The sequence below is a fragment of the Microbacterium sp. LTA6 genome (genome assembly GCF_045690355.1).
GTDB lineage: Bacteria > Actinomycetota > Actinomycetes > Actinomycetales > Microbacteriaceae > Microbacterium.
In genome coordinates, this window is sequence record NZ_CP147855.1 from 2338793 (window position 1) to 2360588 (window position 21796).

The following is a 21796-nucleotide window of genomic DNA, read 5'->3' on the forward strand; positions in this document are numbered from 1 at the left end:
ATGCGGACCATCCTCATCGCGGAAGACGACCCGCACATCGTTTCGTTCGTGCGGCGCGGTCTGCGCGCCGCCGGATACGACACCGCCGAGGCCGCGGATGGTGAGACGGCCCTCATCCTCGCGCGCGGCGGGACGTTCGATCTGGTGCTGCTGGACATCGGCCTCGGCGGAATGGACGGCTTCGACGTCCTCGCTCACCTCCGAGGAGAGGGCGTCACCACTCCCGTGATCGTGCTGACGGCGCGCGATTCGGTGATCGACACCGTCCGTGGTCTGGAGAGCGGAGCCAACGACTACGTCACCAAGCCCTTCCAGTTCGCGGAGCTTCTCGCTCGGGTGCGACTGCGCATCGGAGACGGAGAAGGCCGAGCATCCGGTCCCGTGCTCGCACACGGCGACGTGCACGTGGATGTGCGAGCGCGTCGTGTGACAGTGGGCGGCGAGATGCGGGAGCTCACCTCGCGCGAGTTCGCACTGCTGGAGGTGTTCATCGAGAACGCGGGGCAGGTGCTCTCCCGCGACCAGCTGATCGGTCACGTCTGGGGTATGGATTTCGATCCCGCGTCGAACGTCGTGGACGTGTACGTGCGGGCGCTGCGGGGCAAGATCGGCGCAGACCGCATCGAGACCGTGCGCGGGGCGGGATATCGACTGCGATGAGCACCCTGATCGACTCCCGAGCCGGCGTGAACTCGACGACTCCCGAGATCCTGGAGCCGCCGACCGAGCGTCCGAAGCATGTGCGTTTCGCGACCATCCCTCCGGTCAGGATGTCCGGCGCCGGCCGCTCCCTGCCCGAGCGCGCACCGCAGCTCCGCGATCGCCCGGCACCGCCGCGTTCCCGGGCGATCGGCGGGCGGGACCGGATGCGTCGCGTCATCGCACTCGTGGCGCTCGCCGCCGCACTGGCTGCCGGTGCCGCGATGGCCCTGTCGGCGGCCGGGGCGCCCGTGTCCACCGCTGCCGGTGCTGCGGGCGGCCTCACGGTGCCCGTCGCCATCACGGTGACCGTGTTCCTCCTCGCCGTCTGGGCGTGGACCGCGACCCGACTGGACGACACCCTGGTCGCCCTCCTCGCGGCACTCGCCTTGATCGCCACTGGAGTGCTCCCCGTCGACACGTTCTTCGCATCCCTCGGGGACCCGACGATCTGGCTGCTGATCGGCGCGTTCGTGATCGCGGCAGGAGTGACGTCGTCCGGCCTCGCGATGCGCGGCGCCGCCCACCTGCTGCGTCGGGCGCGCAGTCCGCGAGCGCTGTTCCACCTCACGACCGTCGCCCTCACCCTCACGGCGTTCGCAGTGCCGGCGACATCCGGTCGGGCCGCTCTCGCCATCCCGGTCTTCACTGCAGTGGCAGCAGCCCTCGCGGGCCGCGAGAAGCTGGTGAAGGCGCTCGCGCTGCTCTTCCCCACGGTCATCCTGCTCTCTGCGGCGGCATCCCTCCTCGGGGCCGGCGCGCACATCATCACCAACCAGCTGCTGGTCGCCGCCGGCGGTGAAGGGTTCACCTTCCTCAGCTGGTTGTGGTTCGGGTTGCCGGTGGCGGTGATCTCCTCGCACCTCGCCTGCGAGATCATCCTGTGGCGGTTCACCGATCGCCCCGAGCGCGCCGGCCGGCTGCGGATCGGCCTCGCCGATTTCGAACGCACCGCGCCGATGCCGGTGACCGGGCCGCTGCGGGCCGATGAATGGCGGGCGACGGCGCTGCTGTCCGGCGTGATCGTGCTCTGGAGCACGGAGCCGCTGCATCAGCTCTCTCCGGCACTCGTCGCTCTACTGGGCGCGGTCGCCGCGGTCTCACCGGTGATCGGATGCACGCGTCTTCCCGCCGCTGTGGCGAAGGTGCCGTGGGGGCTGCTGCTCTTCCTCGCCGCGACGCTCGCGCTGGCATCCGCGCTCACCGAGACGGGTGCGGCGGTCTGGCTGAGCGGGTCCGCCCTCGCCCCGCTCGCGGGATTGGGTGCGGGCGGGGGCATCGCCTTCATCCTCATGGTGATCGGACTCTCGATCGCCGCGCATCTGCTCATCCCGTCGCGGTCGGCGCGTTCGGCCGCGGTCATCCCGGTGGTGATCGCGCTCGCGCCAGGTCTCGGCGTCGAGCCCATGGCGGCCGCGTTCGCGTCGACGGTGGCTGCGGGCTTCTGCCATACCCTGCCGAGTTCGGCCAAACCGGTGGCGATGTTCGCCGATCCCGCCGCCGTCCCCGGCGGGTTCGCACCGCGCGACCTGCGACGGCTCTCCGTCGTCCTGGCGCCGATGATGTTCGCCCTGGTCGCGGTCTGCGCGTTCTGGATCTGGCCGGCGATGGGAATGCCGCTCATGCGCTGAGCATCCGCGCCTCACCCGGGTCCGCACCGCGTACCCGTTGTTCGTCGTGCCCGTCGAAGGGCACTCCGCCCCTGCCCACGTCGTATCGAAGGAGAACACATGTCCATCCACATCCCGCAACGCATCCTCGTCGCACCGAGCGGATTCAAGGAGAGCCTCAGCGCCGAGACCGTCGCACATGCCATCGCATCCGGCATCCGCCGGGTCATCCCCGGCGTGCAGGTGGACGAGTTCCCGGTTCCGGACGGAGGTGAGGGCACCGCACTGGCGCTCGCCGCGGCGACCGGCGGCGACGTCGTGCCGGCGCGAGTCACCGGTCCGGTCGGAGTCGCCGTCGATGCGCACTGGGCGCGACTCGGAGGCGCCGCCACCGGGACCGCGGTCGTCGAGATGGCAGCGGCGGCCGGCCTGCGCCTGGTGCCCCGCGATCGCCGCGACCCCGGCGAGACCACGGCCTACGGGGTCGGTGAGCTGATCGTCGCCGCCCTTGACGACGGTGCAGAGCGCATCGTGATCGGATGCGGCGACTCGGGTACCAGCGACGGCGGTGCGGGTGCGCTGCAGGCACTCGGAGCGCGGATCCTCGACCGCGACGGGATTCCGCTCGCACGCGGCGGCCGGCACTTGATCGAGGCGGCCGCACTCGATCTCACAGGGTTGCATCCGCGTCTCGGCGACGTCGAGATCGTGCTCGCCTGCAACATCCACAACGTGCTCTGCGGGCCGAGGGGCGTCGCGCGGGTGTTCGGGCCGCAGAAGGGCGCGACTCCGATCCAGGTCGAACTGCTGTCGACGGCGCTGGACGCCTGGGCTGCCCTCCTCGAGGCGCAGTCGCCTTTCGGGGGTGCGATGGATGTCCGCACCGGCGCCGGAACGGGCGCGTCAGGTGGACTCGGCGTCGGTCTCGCCGCAGTGCTCGGGGCCCGGCTCGCGCCGCGTTTCGAGGTGCTGCTCGACAGTGGACTTCTGCCGACGTCGCTCGACGACTTGATCGCGAAGGCCGACCTGGTCATCACGGCGGAGGGCGCCATCGACTTCCAGACTCCGCGCGGCAAGGTCCCCGCCGAGGTGGCGATGCGGGCGCGGGTGGAGGGCGTTCCAGTCCTGGGGATCGCCGGATCCCTCGGCGCAGGAGCGCCGGCCGTGCACGACATCGGCATCGGCGCGATCGCCTCGATCCTGACCGTCCCGATGGAGCTCGAGCAGGCTGTCGAACAGGGGGAGGAACTGCTGCGCGATGCCGCAGAGCGATGCATGCGGCTCGTGATGCTCGGATCGGCGCTGTCGGCGAGGGCGGCGTGAGATCAGGGCGAGGTCGGCGTGAGGTCAGCGTGCAGGGAACCCCGCGAGTCACCGTCTCGATAGACTCGAACGGTGCCCGTGAACTCAGAATTGGTCGGCCGGGAGTTCCCGCCGACAGCCCCGTACCTCGTCGGACGTGAGAAGGTGCGCGAGTTCGCGCGCGCCGTCTTCGCCGATGCGCCGCAGCACACCGACGTGAGCGCGGCACGCGCCGCCGGCTTCGCCGACGTGGTCGCCCCGCCCACGTTCGCGATGGTGGTCCAGGATCACACCCTGCAGCAGCTGCTGGCCGAACCCGATTCGGGAATCGTTCTTGCGCGGACCATCCACGCCGAGCAGCGCTTCACCTACTCGCGCCCGATCGTGGCCGGCGACGAGCTGACCGCACAGTTGAAGGTCACCGGCATCCGGATGATGGCCGGCAACGCGTTGATCACCAGCGACGCCGAGATCACGGATGCCGAGGGCTCGCATGTCGTGACGGCGACCAGCGTTCTGCTGGTCGGCTCCGATGAAGAAGGAGAGGGGCAGTGATGGCCTACACCGTCGGAGACACCATCGCCGAGCGCACCGTGCACCTCACCCGTGAGTCGCTGGTCCGCTACGCCGGAGCATCCGGAGACTTCAACCCGATCCACTATCGCGATGACGTCGCGGCATCCGTCGGGCTTCCCGGAGTGCTCGCGCACGGCATGCTGACCATGGGCATCGGATCCTCGGTCGTGCTCGCCGCACTCGAGCCGGGCGCCCGCATCCTCGATTACGGTGTGCGCTTCACCAAGCCGGTCGTCGTCGATCCCGTCACCGGCGCAGACGTGCATGTGCTGGCCACCGTGGGAGCCGTCGACGAGACGTCGACGCGGATCGACCTGAAGGTGACCTTCAACGACGCGACCGTGCTGGTCAAGGCGCAGCTGCGCGTCGCGGTCTGACGCATGGTCTTCTCGAACCCTGTGGAGATCGCCCCGATCTCGTTGTCAGAGCTCACGACGCTGCGCACCGGGGCTGCCCCCGAGCGGATGCTGCAGGTGTCGACGTCCGCCGAACTGGTCGAGGCGCTGCGGGAGACGTGGGCGCGCGGCGACGAATGGTTCGTGCTCGGCGGTGGCTCCAACCTCTTCGTCGGGGATGAGTCGTTCGAGGGCACCGTCATCCGGGTGCTCACCCGCGGCATCGACGAGCTCCCGTCACCGCACCAGGGGCGTGTCCGGCTGCGAGCTCAGGCCGGTCACAGCTGGGATGCTCTCGTGGCGCACGCGGTCGAGCGCGGCTATGCCGGGCTGGAGGCGATGTCGGGGATCCCGGGCACGGTCGGCGCCGCTCCCGTGCAGAACATCGGAGCGTACGGCCAGGAGATCCAGGAGACCCTGGTCGAGGTCGAACTCATCGACGAGTCGACCGGCGAGATCTCGGTGGTTCCTGCGGCAGAGCTCGGACTCGGCTTCCGCACGTCGGTGCTCAAACACCACTACGGCGGCGAGCCGCTGCGCCGCGCTGTCATCCTGTCCGTCACTGTCGACCTGCATGTCGCGAACGAGCGGGTGGTGCGCGGCGACCAGTTGCGACGGGCGCTCGGACTCCAGGACGATGCCCCGGTGCCCCTCGCCTGGGTGCGCGAGCGGATCCTCGCCACTCGCGCCTCGAAGGGCATGCTGCTCGACGAGCATGACCCCGACACGCACGGCGTCGGCTCGTTCTTCCAGAACGCCGTCGTCCCGGAAGCGGTCGCGCGTGCCCTCCCGGCGGAGTGCCCGCAGTGGCCGGTCGCTCCCGACCTCGACGCGGTCACCGTCATCCCGCTCGCGTCGTACGACGGACTGCTCCCGACGCCGCGGCATGAGGCATCCGATGTGAAGGTGAGTGCGGCGTGGCTCATCGAGCAGGCCGGTATCGGAAAGGGATTCAAGCTTCCGCGCTCGCGCGCCTCGGTGTCGACCAAGCACGCTCTCGCGCTGACCAATCGCGGTGGTGCGACGGCCGGTGAGGTCGCCGAACTCGCCCGCTTCATCCAGAGTCGGGTTCATGCCGAGTTCGGCCTCGTGCTCCAGCCCGAGCCGGTGCTGGTGGGCGTCGAGCTCTAGGTCGATCCCGCCGACGGAAGGTACGCTCGGCGCATGGCCGGACTCGTCCCGTATCTCTTCCTTCCCGGAACCGCCGCCGAGGCGCTGACGTTCTACCACGGCATCTTCGGCGGCGAACTGATCCTGCACACCTACGCCGACTTCGGGCGCGCCGACGGGCCAGGTGATGCGATCGCACACGGCGAGATCCGGGGGCCGGTCGAACTCTTCGCAGCGGATGCCGGACCCGACCAGGATGCCGCGCACATCGTCGGTGCGGTCTTCTCCCTGCTCGGGACGACGGATGCGTCCGCGCTCACGGGCTGGTTCGACGCGCTCGGCGAAGGCGGGACGGTGACCGACCCGCTGCAGAAACGGCCGTGGGGCGACTACGACGGTCAGGTCACCGATCGCTACGGCATCCGCTGGCTCATCGGCTTCGAGGAATAGCGTTCGCGCGCGCGACCTCAGGTGCCCTGGGGATTGCCGAGACCCACATCTCTCGCCGAGACCCCCTGTTGCAACTGTGGGTCTCGGTGACAACTGTGGGTCTCAGCGACTAAGGTCACAGCGACCCACAGTGCCGCGCTTCAGGCGAACAGGCGCTGCAGGCGCTGCACGCCCTCGAGCAGCGCGTCGTCGCCGAGCGCGTACGACATGCGGATGTAGCCGCTCGGCCCGAACGCCTCACCAGGCACGACGGCGACCTCGGCCTGATCGAGGATGAGGTCGGCGAGTTCGAGCGAGGTGCTCGGCGTCACGCCGCCCCAGGTGCGGCCGAGCAGGCCCTGCACGTCGGGGTAGACGTAGAACGCGCCGAGCGGGTTCGGCACCCGCATCCCGTCGATCTTCGACAGTTCGGCGACGATGAGCTTGCGGCGGCGGTCGAACGCCTCGCGCATCTGCTCGGCCTCCGTCTGCGGGCCGTTGAGTGCGGCGATCGCGGCCTTCTGCGCCACGTTGTTCACGTTGCTGGACAGGTGCGACTGCAGGTTGCCCGCGATCTTGATCGCATCCGCGGGTCCGACCATCCAGCCCACCCGCCATCCGGTCATCGCGTAGGTCTTGGCGACGCCGTTGACCAGGATCGTCTGGCCGGCGGCAGCCGGGACCGCCTCGACGATGGAGGTCGCCTTGACACCCTCGTAGGTGAGGTTCTGGTAGATCTCGTCCGAGATGATCCAGATGCCGTGCTCGACGGCCCACTCGCCGATCGCCTTCGTCTCTTCTGCGGTGTACACCGAACCGGTCGGGTTCGAGGGCGAGACGAAGACGAGCGCCGTGGTGCGGTCGGTGCGTACGGCTTCGAGCTGCTCGACGGTCACCTTGTAGTCCTGGTCGGCACCCGCGAACACCTCGACCGGGATGCCGTCGGCGAGACGGATGGCTTCGGGGTACGTGGTCCAGTACGGCGCGGGCAGCAGCACCTCGTCGCCGGGGTTCACCACGGCCTGGAAGGCCTGGTAGACGGACTGCTTGCCGCCGTTGGTGACGATGACCTGGCTGGGGGAGACCTCGAGCCCGGAGTCGCGCAGCGTCTTCGCAGCGATCGCTTCCCGCAGGGCGGGCAGGCCAGGAGCCGGGGTGTACCGGTAGCTCGCCGGGTCGGCGAGAGCCGTGGCCGCGGCATCCACGATGAACTGCGGCGTCGAGAAGTCCGGCTCGCCGGCCGCGTAGGAGATGATCGGCTTGCCCTCGGCCTTGAGGGCCTTGGCCTTGGCATCCACCTTGAGGGTGGCGGACTCGGCGATGGCGGACAGTTTGCGAGAGAGAGGTGCGCGTTCGGTCACGCCTTCGAGCGTACTCGGGTCGTCCGCTCTCGAGACGTCGGAAAGTCATGAAGATCGGCGGATCTTGAGGCTTTCGTGATCGGGCCCGGCCTTGCCGGCCTTCGGTCGGCGACTGACTGTGAGCCGATAGGCTCCATCGTCATGAGCCCAGAAGCCTCGGATGACGTCACCGGTGCCGCATTCGGAGCCGCCCCGCGGCCCCAGCATCTGATCGTCACGGTTTTCGGGCGCTACGTGCGAGCGCATGGCGGGGTGATCCAGGTCGCCGATCTGATCGAGATGATGGCGGTGCTCGGCGCCGATGCTTCAGCGGTCCGCTCAGCGGTGTCACGGCTCAAGCGGCGCGGAGTGCTGGTCAGCATCCGCTCCGGCGGGGGAGCCGCGTATCGGCTTGCCGAGTCGCTGGAGGGCGTGTTCTCGGCCGGAGACCACCGCATCTTCGAGGATCGCCGCGCCCAGGCGTCGGATCCTTGGCTGCTCGCTTCGTTCAGCGTGCCCGAACGGGAGCGACCGTTGCGGCACCAGCTGCGAAAGCTGCTCCAACGCCTCGGGTTCGGCCAGGTCAGCGGCGGGCTGTGGATCGCGCCGGGGCGGATCGCCGACGAGACCCGCACGGCGTTGCGGGGCGCAGGACTGGACGGATACGTCGAGCTCTTCCTCGGCGATCGTGTGTCGGATGAACCCCTTGTCCAGGCCGTGCGGCGCTGGTGGGATCTGCCGGCGATCGAGCCGATGTACCGGGGCTTCATCGACGGCTTCCGGCCGGTGCTGACGGCGGAGGAGACCGACCAGGAGGCGTTCGCCATGCACGTGGGCGTCATCACCCAGTGGCGGCGACTGACGTATCTCGACCCCGGTATCCCGCTCGAACTGCTGCCGGAGGGCTGGGTCGGCCTCGAGGCGGAGCGGCTGTTCGCCGAGCTGCATCAGCGCTTGGAGCCTGCTGCGGAACGGTTCGTTGCAGCCGTGATGAGCTGATCGATCTCCTGAAGAACCCCTGGTCCCGCACAGCGGGATCAGGGGTTCTCGGTGTTCGTCGGGCCTTCTCGATATTGCACTTGTGTGACGGTGGTCACGCATGTGACACTTCTTGAGTCGGGTTCATCGGAACCACGGCACGGCGCAGGCTGCGCCCGGGTGATGCGAGCGAAGGGGCTTCGATGACCGAGAACGAACTGCGCTGGGACAGGGTTCCTCAAGTGACTCGCAGCGGAGAAGAGGACACGCAGACCATGTCCTCCGGCGGCTGCATCCGTGTCTCCGGCGTCGGCCCTCAGCACACCGAGGCCACGAAGATCTGGTTCGGCCAGGTCTCCAACGATCCCGGTTATCGATCGCTGCCGCACCACCACGGCGAGGCGGAGACCGGCGGATTCGTGCTGCGGGGCCAGGGGCGCATCTACTTCGGCGAGGGTTATCGCGAGTACCTCGACATGACTGCCGGGGACTGGGTGTTCGTGCCGCCGTTCATGCCGCACGTCGAGGCCAACATGTCGGTCACCGACGAACTCGTCTGGCTGACCACTCGTACCCCGGACAACATCGTCGTCAACCTGCCCGAGGTCGACGACGCGACACTCGAGGGCTTCCGCCGCTCATGAGCACCTCCGCCGCCTTCCATCGTGCGATCGCCCTCACCGAGGTGGCGTCCGGCGAGGACGGGTACGCGTTCGAGGCGCAACCGCAGCCCGTCCCTTGGCCCAAGGCCTACGGTGGCGACACCGTGGCACAGAGCGTGGCGGCGGCGCTGCGCACGGTGGAGCGCGACCGTGTGCTGCACTCGGTGCACAGTTCGTTCCTCCGCGGTGTCGACATCGCCGAGCCGGTGCGCTACGACGTGGAGCTGATCCGTGACGGCCGTGGTTTCTCCACCCGTCACGTCCGAGGGCACCAGCACGGCCGGCTCGCCTTCATGGCGACGGCATCCTTCCATGTGCCGGAGGAGTTCCCCGAGCATGGACCCTCGATGCCCGATGTCCCGGGGCCCGAGACGCTGCGCACGTCTGCGGAGGCATTGTCGGGCCTCGAGGGACCCGACATCGAGTACTGGTCGCACGGGCGCAGCTTCGACATGAGGCATGTCCCTGGTCCTGTCTACGCAGAGGTCGAGGGTGAGCGCACGGCGCACCAGGCGGTGTGGGTTCGCGCTTTCGACAGGCTCGACGACGACCCGCGCACTCATCAGCTCGCTCTCGCCTACGTCTGCGATTACACGATTCTCGAGCCGATACTGCGTGTTCTGGGTCTGCCGTGGCGCGCCGAGGGACTGATCACTGCCAGCCTCGACCACGCGATGTGGTTCCACACGCCGGCCCGCGCCGATGAATGGCTGCTCTACGCGCAGGAGAGCGCCGGTATCGCGGACGGGCGCGGCCTCGGCCTCGGCCGGTTCTTCACGATGGATGGCCGTCTGGTCGCCACGGTGGCTCAGGAGGGGATGATCCGCCCGGGTCGTCCGCTCTGAGCCAGCCCCGATTCCCCGAAGGGACAAGCAATGCAGCTCTCCCCCTCAGCCCACCTCGACACGTTCGCGCGTGAGGCGCTGCCCCCGGCCGATCAGTGGCCGACGCTCGAGTTCACGATCCCCGACGTCCAGTATCCCGAGCGCCTGAACGCCGCCGTCGAACTGATCGATCGGACGATCGATCGTTTCGGGGCAGACCGCGACGCGATCGTGCTCGCCGACGGCACGACCTGGAGCTACGGTCTCTTGCAGCATCGCGCGAACCAGTTCGCGCAGGTGCTCACCGAGGATCTCGGTCTTGTGCCGGGCAACCGGGTGATGCTGCGCATGCTGAACGGCCCGTGGACCGTGGCGTGCTGGCTTGGTGCCCTCAAAGCGGGCATGGTCGTGGTCACGACGATGGTCGCATGGCGTGCGCAGGAGGTGCGCGGCATCACCGAGCGCGTGCGTCCCCGTGTCGCTGTGGTCGACCATCGCGGCCTGACGGATGCCGAAGAGGCCTTCGCCGGTCTTCCTGGGGCCCCGATCATCCTCGTGGCGGGAGGTCACGAGGATGCGCTCCTCTCCGCCTGCGATGCCAAGGACGGCGTGTTCACACCCGTCGACACCGCGGCCGACGACGTCGCGCTGCTCGGCGCGACCAGCGGCACCACCGGCGTCCCCAAGGTGACGATGCATTTCCACCGCGACATCCTCGCCAACGCGGACACCTTCGCGAAGCACATCCTGCATCTCACGCCGGATGACGTCAGCGCGAGCACCGCCCCGCTCGCCTTCACGTTCGGACTCGGAGGCAACGTCGTGTTCCCGCTGCGTACCGGCGGCTCGATGGTGCTCGTGGAGCGCGCGACGCCCGTCGAACTGGCGAAGCTCATCCGGCCCCTCGGGATCACCGTGCTGTACACCGCCCCGACCGGCTACCGAACGGTGATCAAGGAGGGGCTGGCCGATGAACTCGGCCGGCTGCGCCTCGGCGTCGCCGCCGGTGAGCACCTCACCATCTCGACCTTCGAGGCCGTCGAAACGGCGAGCGGTCTGCGCCTGGTCAATGGAATCGGATCGACCGAGATGCTGCATGTCTTCATCTCCGCCTCTGGTGACGACATCCGCCCCGGAGCCACAGGCAAGGCCGTTCCGGGGTACCGGGCTGCGGTGTTCGACGATGATGGGCGCGTCCTCGGCGCGGGAGAGCCTGGACGGCTGGGCGTCATCGGCCCGACCGGATGCCGCTACCTCGATGATGAACGCCAGCAGGTCTACGTGCACGACGGGTGGAACATCACCGGAGACACCTTCGTGATGGATGAGGACGGCTACCTCACCTTCCACGCGCGCAACGACTCGATGATCGTGACTGCGGGATACAACGTCGGCGCCCCCGAAGTCGAGGAGGCGGTGCTCGCCCATCCCGGCGTGCTCGAGTGCGCGGTCATCGGCTGCGACGACCCGGACCGTGGCACGATCGTCGCCGCCTTCGTGGTGCCGAGGGAGGGCGTCGAACCCACCGAGGAGCTCACGGCGAGCATCCTCGAGACCGTGAAGTCGCGCCTGGCCATCTACAAGTGCCCGCGCCGCGTCGAGTACATCACCGCTCTGCCTCGCAACCCCAGCGGCAAGGTGCAGCATTTCATCCTTCGCGAACGGGCGGCTCTCGCGGCCGCGGCCGCCGAGACCATCACCCAAGGAGCCTGACATGCGCGTTGCCGTCATCGGCGGAGGCCCCGGAGGGCTCTACTTCGCCGCACTCATGAAGCAGCTCGATCCCAGTCACGACATCACCATCTGGGAGCGCAATGCGCCGGACGACACGTTCGGATTCGGGGTGGTCTTCAGTGACGAGACCCTCGGAGGGATCGAGAACGCGGACCCGGTGATCGCCGCTCGGATGGGCGCGCAATTCGCCCGCTGGACGGACATCGACATCCTCTTCGGCGGGACCACGCACACCGTCGGCGGGCAGGGGTTCGCTGCGATGGGGCGCAAGGAGCTGTTGCTGCTCCTCCAGCAGCGCTGCCTCGAGCTGGGAGTGACGATCCTGTTCCGCACCGAGGCGCCGGATACCGCTGAGCTGATGGCCGAATACGACCTCGTACTCGCCGCCGACGGTGTGAACTCGCGGGTGCGCGCGAAGTTCGCCGAACAGTTCGTGCCGGATCTGGACCGCCGAGCGTCGAAGTACATGTGGCTCGGAACCGATCGTGTCTTCGAGGCGTTCACCTTCGCTGTGCTGCACACGCCGCACGGGGTCATGCAGTTGCACGGCTACCCGTATTCCGCTCAGGAGAGCACCTTCCTCATCGAGATGCACGAGGACGTGTGGCGGGCGGCCGGGTTCGCCGCGACCGAGAACGAGGTCTTCGCACCCGGCGTCAGCGACGACGACTCCGTCGAGAAGATCCGGGAGCTCTTCGCCGACGTCCTCGACGGACACGAGGTCCTGACGAACAACTCGAAGTGGCTGAACTTCACCACCGTCCGCAACGAGCACTGGCACCATGAGAATCTCGTTATCCTCGGTGATGCGGCGCATACGGCGCACTTCTCGATCGGCTCCGGCACGAAGCTCGCCATGGAAGACGCGCTGGCGCTCGCTGCCTGCCTGCACGAGCACGACTCCCTCGATCGGGCACTCGAGGCCTACGAGGTCGAGCGCCGTCCGGTCGTCGCCTCCACCCAGCGCGCGGCGCAGGCGTCGCTCGAATGGTTCGAGCGGATCGGCCAGTACGCCGACCAGGATCCGCTGCAGTTCTCCTTCAACCTGCTCACACGCAGCCGACGGATCACGCTGGAGAATCTCGCGGTGCGCGACCCCGAGTTCGCCGCCGATATCGTGCGCGGTGCGCCGCTCACCGCCCGTGCGGCCGATGAGCCGGCGATGTTCCGCCCGCATCGCATCGGAGGGCTGGAGCTGAAGAATCGGATCGTCGTCTCGCCGATGGACATGTACTCGTCGGTCGAGGGCGTTCCCGGCGATTTCCATCTGGTCCACCTCGGGGCCAAGGCGATGGGAGGAGCGGGGCTCGTGATGACCGAGATGGTGTGCGTCTCGTCCGAAGGGCGGATCACGCCGGGCTGCGCCGGTCTGTACACCGACGAGCAGCTCGACGCCTGGAGTCGTGTGGTCTCCTACGTGCACCGGCAGTCGACGGCGAAGATCGGCGTGCAGATCGGCCACTCCGGCCGCAAGGGCTCCACCAAGCTCATGTGGGAGGGGATCGACCAGCCGCTCGCGGAGGGCAACTGGGAGACCGTCGCCCCATCGGCGCTGCCGTATGGACGAGCGAACCAGGTTCCGCGGGAGATCGACCGTGAGGCGATGACGCGCGTGCGCGACGAGTTCGTCGCAGCCACCCGCCGCGCGGCCGCCGCCGGATTCGATCTCGCAGAGCTGCACGCGGCTCACGGCTATCTGATCTCGTCCTTCCTGTCTCCCGTCTCCAACCGGCGCACCGACGAGTACGGGGGATCGCTGGAGAACCGGTTGCGTTATCCGCTCGAGGTGTTCGACGCGATGCGGGCGGTCTGGCCTGCCGAACGCCCGTTGACCGTCAGGCTGTCCGCGGAGGATTGGATCGAGGGCGGGAACACGGTGGATGACGCCGTCGAGATCGCCCGTGCGTTCATCGCGCATGGCGCCGATGCGATCGATGTCTCCTCCGGCCAGATCGCCGAGGGGGAGCGCCCGCAGTACGGGCGCAGCTATCAGACCCCCTTTGCGGACGCGATCCGCAACCGGGTGGCGGCGGCGGCGGGTGTCACCGTGATCGCGGTCGGTGCGATCTCCAGCCATGACGACGTCAATTCGATCCTGCTCGCCGGCCGTGCCGACATGATCGCCCTCGGACGCACGCACCTGTGGGATCCGCAATGGACGCTGCATGCGGCCGCGGATCAGGGATACCGCGGGGCCGGCGCCGACTGGGTGGCTCCGTTCCGTGCAGGATCACGCAAACCGCCTTCCGCTCGCACGGATGCCGTCCGTCCGCGTCTCTCGCTCGTGCGCGACTCGTCGAGCGTCGAGGAGACGTCGGCGCACCGTCGCTGGACGCCGCAGCCCTCGACAGTCGACGCCTTCGCACGCTGACCCGCACTCCCACTGACACGCACGCACTGACACCTAAGGAGGCCGCACATGTCGCGGCAGATCATCAACCCGGATTCTCTCGTGAAACCGCGCGGCTTCGCGCACGGAGTCCGCGCAGGAGAATTCGTCTACCTCGGCGGGCAGACGGCGATGGATGCTGCGGGGGAGATCGTCCCCGGTGGCATCGTCGAGCAGTTCGTGCAGGCGTTCTCCAACGTCCTCACCACCCTCCGGGCAGCAGGGGGAGCACCCGGCGACCTCGTCGACGTCACCATCTACCTCACTGACGTGGACGGCTACCAGCGCCACGGACGTGAGATCGGGCGGCACTGGCGCGAGATGGCAGGCACGGAGTACCCCGCGATGGCCGGAATCGGCGTCACCCGGCTCTGGCAGCCTGAAGCGCTCATCGAGATCCAGGGCGTCGCGCACATCGCCGCGCCTGAGGAAGGCTGATGCGGCTCGCCACCGTGCGGCACGGTTACGGTACACGTGCCGCCGTCGGCGACGATTCCGGCTGGGTGTTGTTCGGCGAGGCGGACGCCCAGGAGCTGTTCTCCGACCCGGACTGGCGGGAACGGGCAGAGGCCGCCCTGGGGCAGGAAGGTCGCGTCGATCTCGCCGAGACGGCATTCGCGAATCCGGTCCCGCGCCCGGCGAAGATCTTCTGCTGCGGCCTGAACTACCGCGACCACATCGTGGAGACGGGGCGGGCCGTGCCGGAGTTCCCGACGCTGTTCGCCAAGTTCGCCGACACGCTGACGGGAGCCACCGACGCGATCGTCGTCCACGACACCGAACGTCTCGACTGGGAGGCCGAGCTCGTCGTCGTGGTCGGTTCCGAGGTGCACCGGGCGGACCGCGAAAGCGCCAGCGCGGCGATCCTGGGCTACACGGTCGCGAACGACATCTCGATGCGCGACTGGCAGCAGCGCACGCTGCAGTGGTTGCAGGGGAAGGCCTTCGACGCCACCACGCCGATCGGTCCGTGGGTGGTCACCGCCGATGATGTCGAGCCGCGTGACGGCCTGCGCATCACCTGCGATGTGAATGGTGAACTCGTGCAGGATGCAGACACCGCGGGGATGGTCTTCGATGCCGCCGATCTGATCGCCTACGTGTCGCAGATGACGACGTTGCGACCGGGGGATCTCGTTCTGGCCGGTACGCCGGGTGGTGTCGCGCTCGGCATGGACGAGCCGCGCTGGCTTCGCGACGGCGACGTCGTGACCACGGCGATCGAGGGCATCGGCGCCCTCCGCAACATCATCCGGTTCGAATAGCCGCGCCGGATCGATGAGGGGCCGGGGAGTGATCTCCCCGGCCCCTCGTCGTGCCCGCTCAGGCGAAGGTGAGACCGTGCGCCTGAGCGACGGCCTCCAGCGTGATGCGTCCGCCCTGGATGTTGAGCCCCTTGGCCAGCGCCGCATCCTCTGCCGCGGCGCGCTCCCAGCCCTTGCCGGCGATTGCCGAGACGTAGGGGAGGGTGGCGTTCGTGAGCGCTCGGGTCGCGGTCTCCGGGACAGCGCCCGGCATGTTCGCGACGCAGTAGTAGATGGAGTCGTGCACGGCGAAGGTGGGGTCGTCGTGCGTGGTCGGGCGGGAGCCCTCGAAGCATCCGCCCTGATCGATCGCGATATCCACCAGCACTGAGCCCGGTTTCATCGTGGCGACCATTTCGTCGGTGACGAGCTTCGGAGCCGCGGCCCCAGGAATGAGGACCGAGCCGATGACGAGGTCGGCGGTCGCGAGCTCCTCCGCGATGTCATAGCGGTTGGAGGCGCGCGTCTCCAGCGCTCCGCCGTAGCGATGCTCCAGCTCGCGAAGGCGCGGCAGCGAGATGTCGATCACGGTGACCTTCGAGCCGAGTCCGAGGGCGTTGGCCGCGGCATGCTCTCCGGCGACGCCGCCGCCGATGACGACGGTCTTCGCGCGAGGGGTCCCGGCGATGCCGCCGAGCAGGATGCCTCGTCCGCCCGCTGACCGCATCAGCGAGTACGAGCCCATCGTGACCGAGAGGCGGCCGGCGATCTCGCTCATCGGCACGAGCAGCGGCAGGCTGCGGTCGGGCAGCTGCACGGTCTCGTAGGCGACGGCCGTGGTGCCCGCATCGACGAGCGCCGTCGTCAGGGCCCGATCGGCAGCGAGGTGCAGGTAGGTGAAGAGCGTCAGATCGGGGCGAAGGAATCCGTACTCCTGGGCGATCGGCTCCTTGACCTTGATCAGCAGGTCGGCTTCACCCCATGCCTCGGCGGCGGATGACACGATCTCCGCGCCGGCTGCCCGATACGCGTCATCGTCGATGCGCGATCCCAGCCCGGCACCCGACTGCACGAGCACGCGGTGACCCTCATGGACGAGGCGGTCGGCGCCGGCCGGGGTGAGGGCGACACGGCTCTCATTGTTCTTGACCTCTGTGGGTACGCCGATCTTCATCGATCCTCCATGTGCTGAGTATGCGCGTAGTACTTCTCAAACGATCGCAGAAACATCGGTTCAGCAACAGATTCAGTGAAGAACATTCGTTGGAGCCGGGATTCCTGAATAATCATTCACATGAACATGCTTTCTGGGGCGGCAGCGCCGAATGGTATTCAGGGCGCGCCCCTCGACGCGATCGACGCGCAGATCGTGAAGCTCCTCGCGGCGGACGGGCGGATGACGAACGCCGAGCTCGCCGGGCGTCTCGGTGTCGCGCCATCGACGGCGCACGCCCGGTTGCGCGCCCTCATCGACCGCGGAGTGATCACCGGATTCCACGCCAGCGTCGACGAGCGGATGCTCGGCGCCGGCCTCCAGGCGATCATCGGCGTTGTGTTGCGCCCGAGTGGGAGACGGGAGAGCATCGTCGAGTTCGCCGAACGGGTGCGGGTACTGCCGCAGGTCATCCAGGTGTTCTTCCTCGGCGGTGACGACGACTTCCTCCTGCACATCGCCGTCGCCGACTCGTCGCAGATGCGCGAGTTCGTTCTCGAGCACCTCTCCGCACAGAGCAGCGTCGCATCGACGCGCACCAGCATCGTCTTCGACTATCACCGCAATTCGGTCGCCGCATCCTTCGAGTGACGCGGTGACGCTCGGATGCCTGACCGGGAGCGGAGCGTCACGGTGACATCGGGAACGGGAACGGGAGCGGTTCGCCGGAGATGATCGCGGGCATGAGGTGGCAGAGCGCGACCAGGCCGAGCGCAACCGTACCGAAAGCAGCCGGGAGTATGTGGAGGTCGCTCTGCCGGGGGAGCCGCCCGATCAGCAGGAGGGCGACGACGGGTGGGATCAACCAGTACGGCGAAGAACGCTCGAAGAGCCGCATCAGCGCGCTGGCCGCGCCCGCCCCCGCGGGATCGGTGCCGGGCAAGAGCGTCTGGACGGCGAGGACCAGCATCGTGGCCACGATCGTCAAGGAGCTCAACATGATCGACACGGCGCGGCGAACTCTGATCGCCTCCGGCGACGGTGCAGCGGTGCTCGACATGCCGCGAGAGTAGCGCGCACCGCGAAGCGGCGTCGCAGTTATCCACAGGTGATGCGGTCGCCTTCGGCGACGGACTCAGGATGCGGGTGCCGCCGCTGCTCTGATCAGTGCGCCGAGTCGGGCGACGGTTTCTTCGACGAGGGCATCATCGAGATTCCCGTAGCCGAGGACGAGGGCCTCTGGCGCACGCGCACCTGCCGCATAGCGATGAAGCGGAGTGATGGCGAGATTCGCGGTCGCCATCGCCACGACATCGGCCGCTGCGCACCCCGCGGGGAGAGGGAGCAGGAGATGCATCCCGGCGGCTATCCCGGAAGGAGTGAGGTCGGGCAGCTCGGTGCGCAGCGCGTCGAGCAGGCGAGCACGACGGCGCCGGAACCGGATCCGTGAGGCGCGCAGATGTCGTTCCAGGTCACCGTTCACGATGAAATGCGCCAGCGCGGCCTGATCGACGAGCGAAGGTGCCGAGGTCGATGGCGGCGGGTCGATGCCTGGGGGCAGGAGCGCCCACCCGATTCCCAGAGCGGGAGAGACGGATTTCGACAGCGACCCGAGCAGCGCGATGCGGTCGGGGGCGAGACGTTGAAGCGCGGCGATCGGTCGACGGTCGTAGCGGAATTCTGCGTCGTAGTCGTCCTCGACGACGATCGCATCGTTGTCCCGCGCCCAGTGCACGACCTGCTCCCGCCGCGCGGCCGACAGGGCGGCTCCGAGGGGGAACTGGTGGGCCGGGGTCAGGAGCGCCGCGCGGGCTCCGGTGCGGGCGGCGGCCTCCGCAAGCACGGACGCGTCGACCCCTTCCTCGTCGACCGGAACGGGGATCGGCCGCAGGCCGGCCCGTGCCGCGATGTCACGCAGCCGAGGCCAACTGGGATCCTCGACCAGGATCGCGCGGTGGCCGCGACGGTGCAGCTCGGTGGCCAGGATGCTCATTCCGTCGCTCGCGCCGTGGGTGAGCAGCACGCGCTCCGGGTCGGCGACGGCGTGCCGAGATCGGCTCAGATGCTCTGCGACGGCGACGCGGGCCGGCAGATAACCGGAGGGATGCGCCCTCGCGAGATCGCTGTCGGGCAGTGTCGCAAGCGCCGATCGCAGCGCGGATGCCCAGCGCGACCTCGGTGTGGCACGGAGATCCGGGATTCCCGGGCGAAGGTCGAAGCGGGGTGCCGGGGTCGATGTGATGCCGGCCACCGACGATGGGAGGGGGCGGCTGCGGCCGGGGGAATGCGCTTCTGGTCCGGTGTGGAGAGCCGATGGATGTGCGGTAGCCGCCACGCGGGTGGCGGAGCCGATTCGTGCATCGAGGACCCCCTCGGCGACCAGTTGACCGTACGCCTCGGTCACCACCCAGCGTGATACTCCGATCGTGTCGGCCAGGACGCGGCTGGGCGGCAGCGCAGCATCCGCCGGGAGTCGCCCCTCGGCGACCGCAGCCCGCAGTGCGCGCTCGAGACGGTTCCGCAACGAAGTGCACGCGGCGCGGGGTTCCGACCCGGCGTCGAGATCGAGGAGCGTCTCCCACGCGAGAAGTGGTCTGGTCTTCTTCATCGTGATTGGAGTGTATCTCCGGGCCGATTTTTTTCTAGCGTGGAACCACCGATCGAAAGGACCACCCCATGCACTACCGCACCGTCTCCGACGGCGTCACCTCGTTCGATGTGTCCACGCTGTGCCTCGGCACGATGAATTTCGGAACCCGCACCGACGACGAGACGTCCAGGGCCATCCTCGACCGCTTCATCGAGGCGGGAGGAACCTTCATCGACACGGCGAACAACTACAGCGTCTGGGCGGGTGGCAGCGGCCGAGACAGTGAGGATCTCCTCGGGCGGTGGATGACCGAACGCGGCAACCGCGACTCTCTGCGCATCGCGACGAAACTGGGCGCCGCGCAGAAGGACCCGTCGAAGCCGCTGTCGAGTACGCCGCCGACGAACTTCGAGGGGCTGTCGAGCGAGGTGATCCGCAGGCAGGCGCCAGCGAGCGCGAAGCATCTCGGCATCGATCACATCGACGTGCTGTACGGCCATGTGGACGACCGCGACACCGACCTCGCGGAGACGGTGGCCGCTTTCGGCGAGCTGCAGCGCGACGGCCTCATCGGAATCGCGGGCATCTCGAACGTCGCGACCTGGCGCGTCGTCGAGGCGCGGGAAGAAGCCAGGCGCCAGGGAATCGCACCATACGGATTCGTGCAGCAGCAGTACAGCTATCTGCACCCCGCGCCGAAGTACGGTCGCAACAACTTCGTCACCCCTGGGCTGCTCGACTACGCGGCATCAGTCGGAACCCCGGAACGGCCGCCCCTCGCGATCACCGCCTATTCCCCGCTGCACCAGGGCGGCATCTCGCGGCTCGACAAGCAACTGTGGGGTGGCGTCGACCACCCGACCAGCCACGCCAGGCGCGCGCTTCTGCACGAGGTCGCGGCCGATATCGGCGCGACGCCGAATCAGGTCGCGCTCGCCTGGCTGCTGGGCGCTGCGGTACCGGTGATTCCGGTCGTCGGTGTCTCGAGCCTCGCCCAGCTGGAGGAGGCGCTGGGGGCTGCTGATCTCGTTCTCGACGATGATGTGCGGGACCGGCTCGACGCGGAGCCCGGCGACGAGGGCTGACACGCAGACCCCCGTTCGCCCGGATGTCCGGGCGGACGGGGGTCTGTGCAGAGACCTCAGCCGAACTGGTTCATCGTGTTGTGCTGGCCACCGGCCTTGAGGGCGGCGTCGCCGGCGAAGTACTCCTTGTGGTTGTCGCCGAGGTCGCTTCCGGCCATGTTCTGGTGCTTGACCGTGGCGATCCCTCCGCGGATCTCCCGGCGCTGGACCCCGCTGACGTACGCGAGCATCCCCTCGTCTCCGAAGTAGCCCTTCGCGAGATCATCGGTCGACAGCGCCGCCGTGTGGTACGTCGGGAGCGTGATCAGGTGGTGGAAGATCCCGGCGCGAGCGGAGCTGTCGCGCTGGAACGTGCGGATCTTCTCGTCGGCCAGCCGTGCCAGCTCCGTGCCGTCGTACTCGACGCTCATGAGAGCGTTGCGGTCGTAGGCCGAGACGTCCTGGCCCTGCTCCACGAGCAGGTCGTACACCTGCTGACGGAAGTTCAGCGTCCAGTTGAACGACGGGCTGTTGTTGTAGACGAGCTTCGCGTTCGGGATCTCCTCGCGGATCGCGTCGACCATGCCGGCGATCTGCTCCACATGCGGCTTCTCCGTCTCGATCCACAGCAGGTCGGCGCCGTTGCGCAGCGACGTGATGCAGTCGAGCACGACGCGTTCCTCACCGGTTCCCTGGCGGAACTGGTACAGGTTGCTGGCCAGGCGCTTCGGGCGCAGCAGCACGCCGTCGCGCTTGATCACGACGTCGCCGTTGCCGAGCTCGTCCTCCGAGATCTCTTCGACATCGAGGAACGAGTTGTACTGGTCGCCCAGGTCGCCCGGCTCGTGCGTGACGGCGAGCTTCTGCGTGAGTCCTGCGCCGAGCGAGTCGGTGCGGGCCACGATGATGCCGTTGTCGATGCCGAGTTCGAGGAACGCGTAGCGGACCGCGTTGATCTTCGCGATGAAGTCCTCGTGCGGCACCGTGACCTTGCCGTCCTGGTGGCCGCACTGCTTCTCGTCGGAGACCTGGTTCTCGATCTGGATGGCGCATGCGCCGGCCTCGATCATCTTCTTGGCGAGGAGGTACGTCGCTTCCGGGTTGCCGAAGCCGGCATCGATGTCCGCGATGATCGGAACGACATGGGTCTCGTAGTTGTCGATCTGGGACTGGATGAACTCCACCGCGGTCTCGTCGCCGCCGGCGCGTGCCGCGTCGAGCTGGGAGAAGAGCAGATCGAGTTCGCGGGCATCGGCCTGGCGGAGGAACGTGTAGAGCTCCTCGATCAGCGCGGGCACCGCGGTCTTCTCGTGCATCGACTGATCCGGGAGCGGGCCGAACTCGGAACGGAGCGCGGCGACCATCCACCCGGAGAGGTAGAGGTAGCGCTTGTTCGTGGTCTTCAGATGCTTCTTGATCGAGATGAGTTTCTGCTGCCCGATGAAACCGTGCCACACCCCGAGCGACTGCGTGTAGATCGATGAGTCGGCGTCGTACTCGCCCATGTCGCGGCGCATGATGTCGGCCGTGTACTGCGCGATCTCGAGTCCGGTGCGGAAGCGGTTCTGTGCCCGCATCCGGGCGGCGGACTCGGCGTTGATGGCGTTCCAGCTGGAACCGTTCGCGTCCTTCAGGGACTGGATGGCGTCGATGTCGTTCTGATACTGGGTCATGTCATTGCCTTCGTGGGTGGGTGA

At 68.2% G+C, this 21796-nt stretch carries 21 protein-coding genes; 16 read left to right on the forward strand and 5 right to left on the reverse strand.

From position 1 onward, the window contains the following. The 7 genes from LTA6_RS10955 (at nucleotide 1) to LTA6_RS10985 (ending at nucleotide 6142) form a co-directional block, all read left to right on the forward strand. Entirely contained in the window at nucleotides 1–660 is a 660-nt protein-coding gene (locus LTA6_RS10955) for a response regulator transcription factor (RefSeq protein ID WP_341973779.1), read from the forward strand. Further along, entirely contained in the window at nucleotides 657–2330 is a 1674-nt protein-coding gene (locus LTA6_RS10960) for an SLC13 family permease (protein WP_407357823.1), read from the forward strand. Before LTA6_RS10955 ends, LTA6_RS10960 begins: the two co-directional genes overlap by 4 nt. A gap of 99 nt (nucleotides 2331–2429) precedes the next feature. Next, nucleotides 2430–3632, forward strand: a complete 1203-nt coding sequence (locus LTA6_RS10965) for a glycerate kinase (RefSeq protein ID WP_407357824.1) — start codon at nucleotides 2430–2432, stop codon at nucleotides 3630–3632. A 72-nt stretch (nucleotides 3633–3704) separates the two neighbouring features. Continuing rightward, the gene (locus LTA6_RS10970) at nucleotides 3705–4166 is read left to right on the forward strand and encodes a MaoC family dehydratase N-terminal domain-containing protein (RefSeq protein ID WP_341973782.1); all 462 of its coding nucleotides are present in this window, start codon (nucleotides 3705–3707) and stop codon (nucleotides 4164–4166) included. Beyond that, nucleotides 4166–4564 (forward strand): MaoC/PaaZ C-terminal domain-containing protein, encoded by a 399-nt coding sequence (locus LTA6_RS10975; RefSeq protein WP_407359269.1) that lies wholly within the window; start codon nucleotides 4166–4168, stop codon nucleotides 4562–4564. Before LTA6_RS10970 ends, LTA6_RS10975 begins: the two co-directional genes overlap by 1 nt. A 3-nt stretch (nucleotides 4565–4567) precedes the next feature. Then, a complete protein-coding gene (locus LTA6_RS10980; protein WP_407357825.1) occupies nucleotides 4568–5713 on the forward strand; it encodes a UDP-N-acetylmuramate dehydrogenase in 1146 nt (381 codons plus the stop codon). A 33-nt stretch (nucleotides 5714–5746) separates the two neighbouring features. Next, the gene (locus LTA6_RS10985) at nucleotides 5747–6142 is read left to right on the forward strand and encodes a VOC family protein (protein WP_341973784.1); all 396 of its coding nucleotides are present in this window, start codon (nucleotides 5747–5749) and stop codon (nucleotides 6140–6142) included. Between the two features lie 140 nt (nucleotides 6143–6282). Here the strand turns inward: LTA6_RS10985 and LTA6_RS10990 are convergent, their stop codons facing one another. Beyond that, the gene (locus LTA6_RS10990; RefSeq protein ID WP_407357826.1) at nucleotides 6283–7482 is read right to left on the reverse strand and encodes a pyridoxal phosphate-dependent aminotransferase; all 1200 of its coding nucleotides are present in this window, start codon (nucleotides 7480–7482) and stop codon (nucleotides 6283–6285) included. A gap of 141 nt (nucleotides 7483–7623) precedes the next feature. On the opposite strand from LTA6_RS10990, the gene LTA6_RS10995 reads away from it, so the two are divergent. From LTA6_RS10995 to LTA6_RS11025, 7 genes are all read left to right on the forward strand, one after another. After that, nucleotides 7624–8460 carry a PaaX family transcriptional regulator C-terminal domain-containing protein gene (locus LTA6_RS10995; RefSeq protein WP_407357827.1) on the forward strand — a complete coding sequence of 279 codons (837 nt, stop codon included), beginning with the start codon at nucleotides 7624–7626 and terminating at the stop codon, nucleotides 8458–8460. A gap of 182 nt (nucleotides 8461–8642) precedes the next feature. Beyond that, nucleotides 8643–9083: a cupin domain-containing protein gene (locus LTA6_RS11000; RefSeq protein ID WP_407357828.1), complete on the forward strand. Its 441-nt coding sequence runs from the start codon at nucleotides 8643–8645 to the stop codon at nucleotides 9081–9083. Continuing rightward, entirely contained in the window at nucleotides 9080–9946 is an 867-nt protein-coding gene (locus LTA6_RS11005) for an acyl-CoA thioesterase (RefSeq protein WP_407357829.1), read from the forward strand. The genes LTA6_RS11000 and LTA6_RS11005 overlap by 4 nt, the downstream gene beginning before the upstream one ends. A 30-nt stretch (nucleotides 9947–9976) precedes the next feature. Next, nucleotides 9977–11638 carry an AMP-binding protein gene (locus tag LTA6_RS11010; RefSeq protein WP_407357830.1) on the forward strand — a complete coding sequence of 554 codons (1662 nt, stop codon included), beginning with the start codon at nucleotides 9977–9979 and terminating at the stop codon, nucleotides 11636–11638. 1 nt (nucleotide 11639) lies between these two features. Continuing rightward, entirely contained in the window at nucleotides 11640–14030 is a 2391-nt protein-coding gene (locus tag LTA6_RS11015) for a bifunctional salicylyl-CoA 5-hydroxylase/oxidoreductase (RefSeq protein ID WP_407357831.1), read from the forward strand. Nucleotides 14031–14078: 48 nt separating this feature from the next. Beyond that, a complete protein-coding gene (locus tag LTA6_RS11020) occupies nucleotides 14079–14486 on the forward strand; it encodes a RidA family protein (protein WP_407357832.1) in 408 nt (135 codons plus the stop codon). Continuing rightward, on the forward strand, nucleotides 14486–15313 hold the full coding sequence (locus LTA6_RS11025) for a fumarylacetoacetate hydrolase family protein (protein ID WP_407357833.1): 828 nt from the start codon (nucleotides 14486–14488) through the stop codon (nucleotides 15311–15313). The genes LTA6_RS11020 and LTA6_RS11025 overlap by 1 nt, the downstream gene beginning before the upstream one ends. 58 nt (nucleotides 15314–15371) lie before the next feature. On the opposite strand, the gene ald is transcribed toward LTA6_RS11025, so the two are convergent. Beyond that, nucleotides 15372–16466: an alanine dehydrogenase gene (gene ald / locus LTA6_RS11030; RefSeq protein WP_407357834.1), complete on the reverse strand. Its 1095-nt coding sequence runs from the start codon at nucleotides 16464–16466 to the stop codon at nucleotides 15372–15374. Nucleotides 16467–16592: 126 nt separating this feature from the next. Here ald and LTA6_RS11035 point away from each other — a divergent pair, with 126 nt between their 5' ends. Then, on the forward strand, nucleotides 16593–17096 hold the full coding sequence (locus LTA6_RS11035) for an Lrp/AsnC family transcriptional regulator (RefSeq protein WP_363551340.1): 504 nt from the start codon (nucleotides 16593–16595) through the stop codon (nucleotides 17094–17096). Between the two features lie 37 nt (nucleotides 17097–17133). On the opposite strand, the gene LTA6_RS11040 is transcribed toward LTA6_RS11035, so the two are convergent. Further along, complete coding sequence (locus LTA6_RS11040) at nucleotides 17134–17505, reverse strand: hypothetical protein (protein WP_407357835.1); 372 nt, start codon at nucleotides 17503–17505, stop codon at nucleotides 17134–17136. Between the two features lie 75 nt (nucleotides 17506–17580). Beyond that, complete coding sequence (locus LTA6_RS11045; RefSeq protein WP_407357836.1) at nucleotides 17581–19053, reverse strand: PLP-dependent aminotransferase family protein; 1473 nt, start codon at nucleotides 19051–19053, stop codon at nucleotides 17581–17583. 68 nt (nucleotides 19054–19121) lie between these two features. Between LTA6_RS11045 and LTA6_RS11050 the strand changes: the two genes are divergently transcribed. Continuing rightward, the gene (locus LTA6_RS11050) at nucleotides 19122–20120 is read left to right on the forward strand and encodes an aldo/keto reductase (RefSeq protein ID WP_407357837.1); all 999 of its coding nucleotides are present in this window, start codon (nucleotides 19122–19124) and stop codon (nucleotides 20118–20120) included. Nucleotides 20121–20176: 56 nt separating this feature from the next. Here LTA6_RS11050 and LTA6_RS11055 read toward each other — a convergent pair whose 3' ends face one another. Beyond that, complete coding sequence (locus tag LTA6_RS11055) at nucleotides 20177–21772, reverse strand: isocitrate lyase (protein ID WP_407357838.1); 1596 nt, start codon at nucleotides 21770–21772, stop codon at nucleotides 20177–20179. Nucleotides 21773–21796: the final 24 nt, after the last annotated feature.

Excerpts from the sequence above, each read along its gene's own strand:
- LTA6_RS10955 (WP_341973779.1), top strand. The coding sequence starts at position 1 with ATGCGGACCATCCTCATCGCGGAAGACGACCCGCACATCGTTTCGTTC.
- LTA6_RS10960 (WP_407357823.1), top strand. The coding sequence starts at position 657 with ATGAGCACCCTGATCGACTCCCGAGCCGGCGTGAACTCGACGACTCCC.
- LTA6_RS10965 (WP_407357824.1), top strand. The coding sequence starts at position 2,430 with ATGTCCATCCACATCCCGCAACGCATCCTCGTCGCACCGAGCGGATTC.
- LTA6_RS10975 (WP_407359269.1), top strand. The coding sequence starts at position 4,166 with ATGGCCTACACCGTCGGAGACACCATCGCCGAGCGCACCGTGCACCTC.
- LTA6_RS10980 (WP_407357825.1), top strand. The coding sequence starts at position 4,568 with ATGGTCTTCTCGAACCCTGTGGAGATCGCCCCGATCTCGTTGTCAGAG.
- LTA6_RS10985 (WP_341973784.1), top strand. The coding sequence starts at position 5,747 with ATGGCCGGACTCGTCCCGTATCTCTTCCTTCCCGGAACCGCCGCCGAG.
- LTA6_RS10995 (WP_407357827.1), top strand. The coding sequence starts at position 7,624 with ATGAGCCCAGAAGCCTCGGATGACGTCACCGGTGCCGCATTCGGAGCC.
- LTA6_RS11000 (WP_407357828.1), top strand. The coding sequence starts at position 8,643 with ATGACCGAGAACGAACTGCGCTGGGACAGGGTTCCTCAAGTGACTCGC.
- LTA6_RS11005 (WP_407357829.1), top strand. The coding sequence starts at position 9,080 with ATGAGCACCTCCGCCGCCTTCCATCGTGCGATCGCCCTCACCGAGGTG.
- LTA6_RS11010 (WP_407357830.1), top strand. The coding sequence starts at position 9,977 with ATGCAGCTCTCCCCCTCAGCCCACCTCGACACGTTCGCGCGTGAGGCG.
- LTA6_RS11015 (WP_407357831.1), top strand. The coding sequence starts at position 11,640 with ATGCGCGTTGCCGTCATCGGCGGAGGCCCCGGAGGGCTCTACTTCGCC.
- LTA6_RS11020 (WP_407357832.1), top strand. The coding sequence starts at position 14,079 with ATGTCGCGGCAGATCATCAACCCGGATTCTCTCGTGAAACCGCGCGGC.
- LTA6_RS11025 (WP_407357833.1), top strand. The coding sequence starts at position 14,486 with ATGCGGCTCGCCACCGTGCGGCACGGTTACGGTACACGTGCCGCCGTC.
- ald (WP_407357834.1), bottom strand. The coding sequence starts at position 16,466 with ATGAAGATCGGCGTACCCACAGAGGTCAAGAACAATGAGAGCCGTGTC.
- LTA6_RS11035 (WP_363551340.1), top strand. The coding sequence starts at position 16,593 with ATGCTTTCTGGGGCGGCAGCGCCGAATGGTATTCAGGGCGCGCCCCTC.
- LTA6_RS11040 (WP_407357835.1), bottom strand. The coding sequence starts at position 17,505 with ATGTCGAGCACCGCTGCACCGTCGCCGGAGGCGATCAGAGTTCGCCGC.
- LTA6_RS11045 (WP_407357836.1), bottom strand. The coding sequence starts at position 19,053 with ATGAAGAAGACCAGACCACTTCTCGCGTGGGAGACGCTCCTCGATCTC.
- LTA6_RS11050 (WP_407357837.1), top strand. The coding sequence starts at position 19,122 with ATGCACTACCGCACCGTCTCCGACGGCGTCACCTCGTTCGATGTGTCC.
- LTA6_RS11055 (WP_407357838.1), bottom strand. The coding sequence starts at position 21,772 with ATGACCCAGTATCAGAACGACATCGACGCCATCCAGTCCCTGAAGGAC.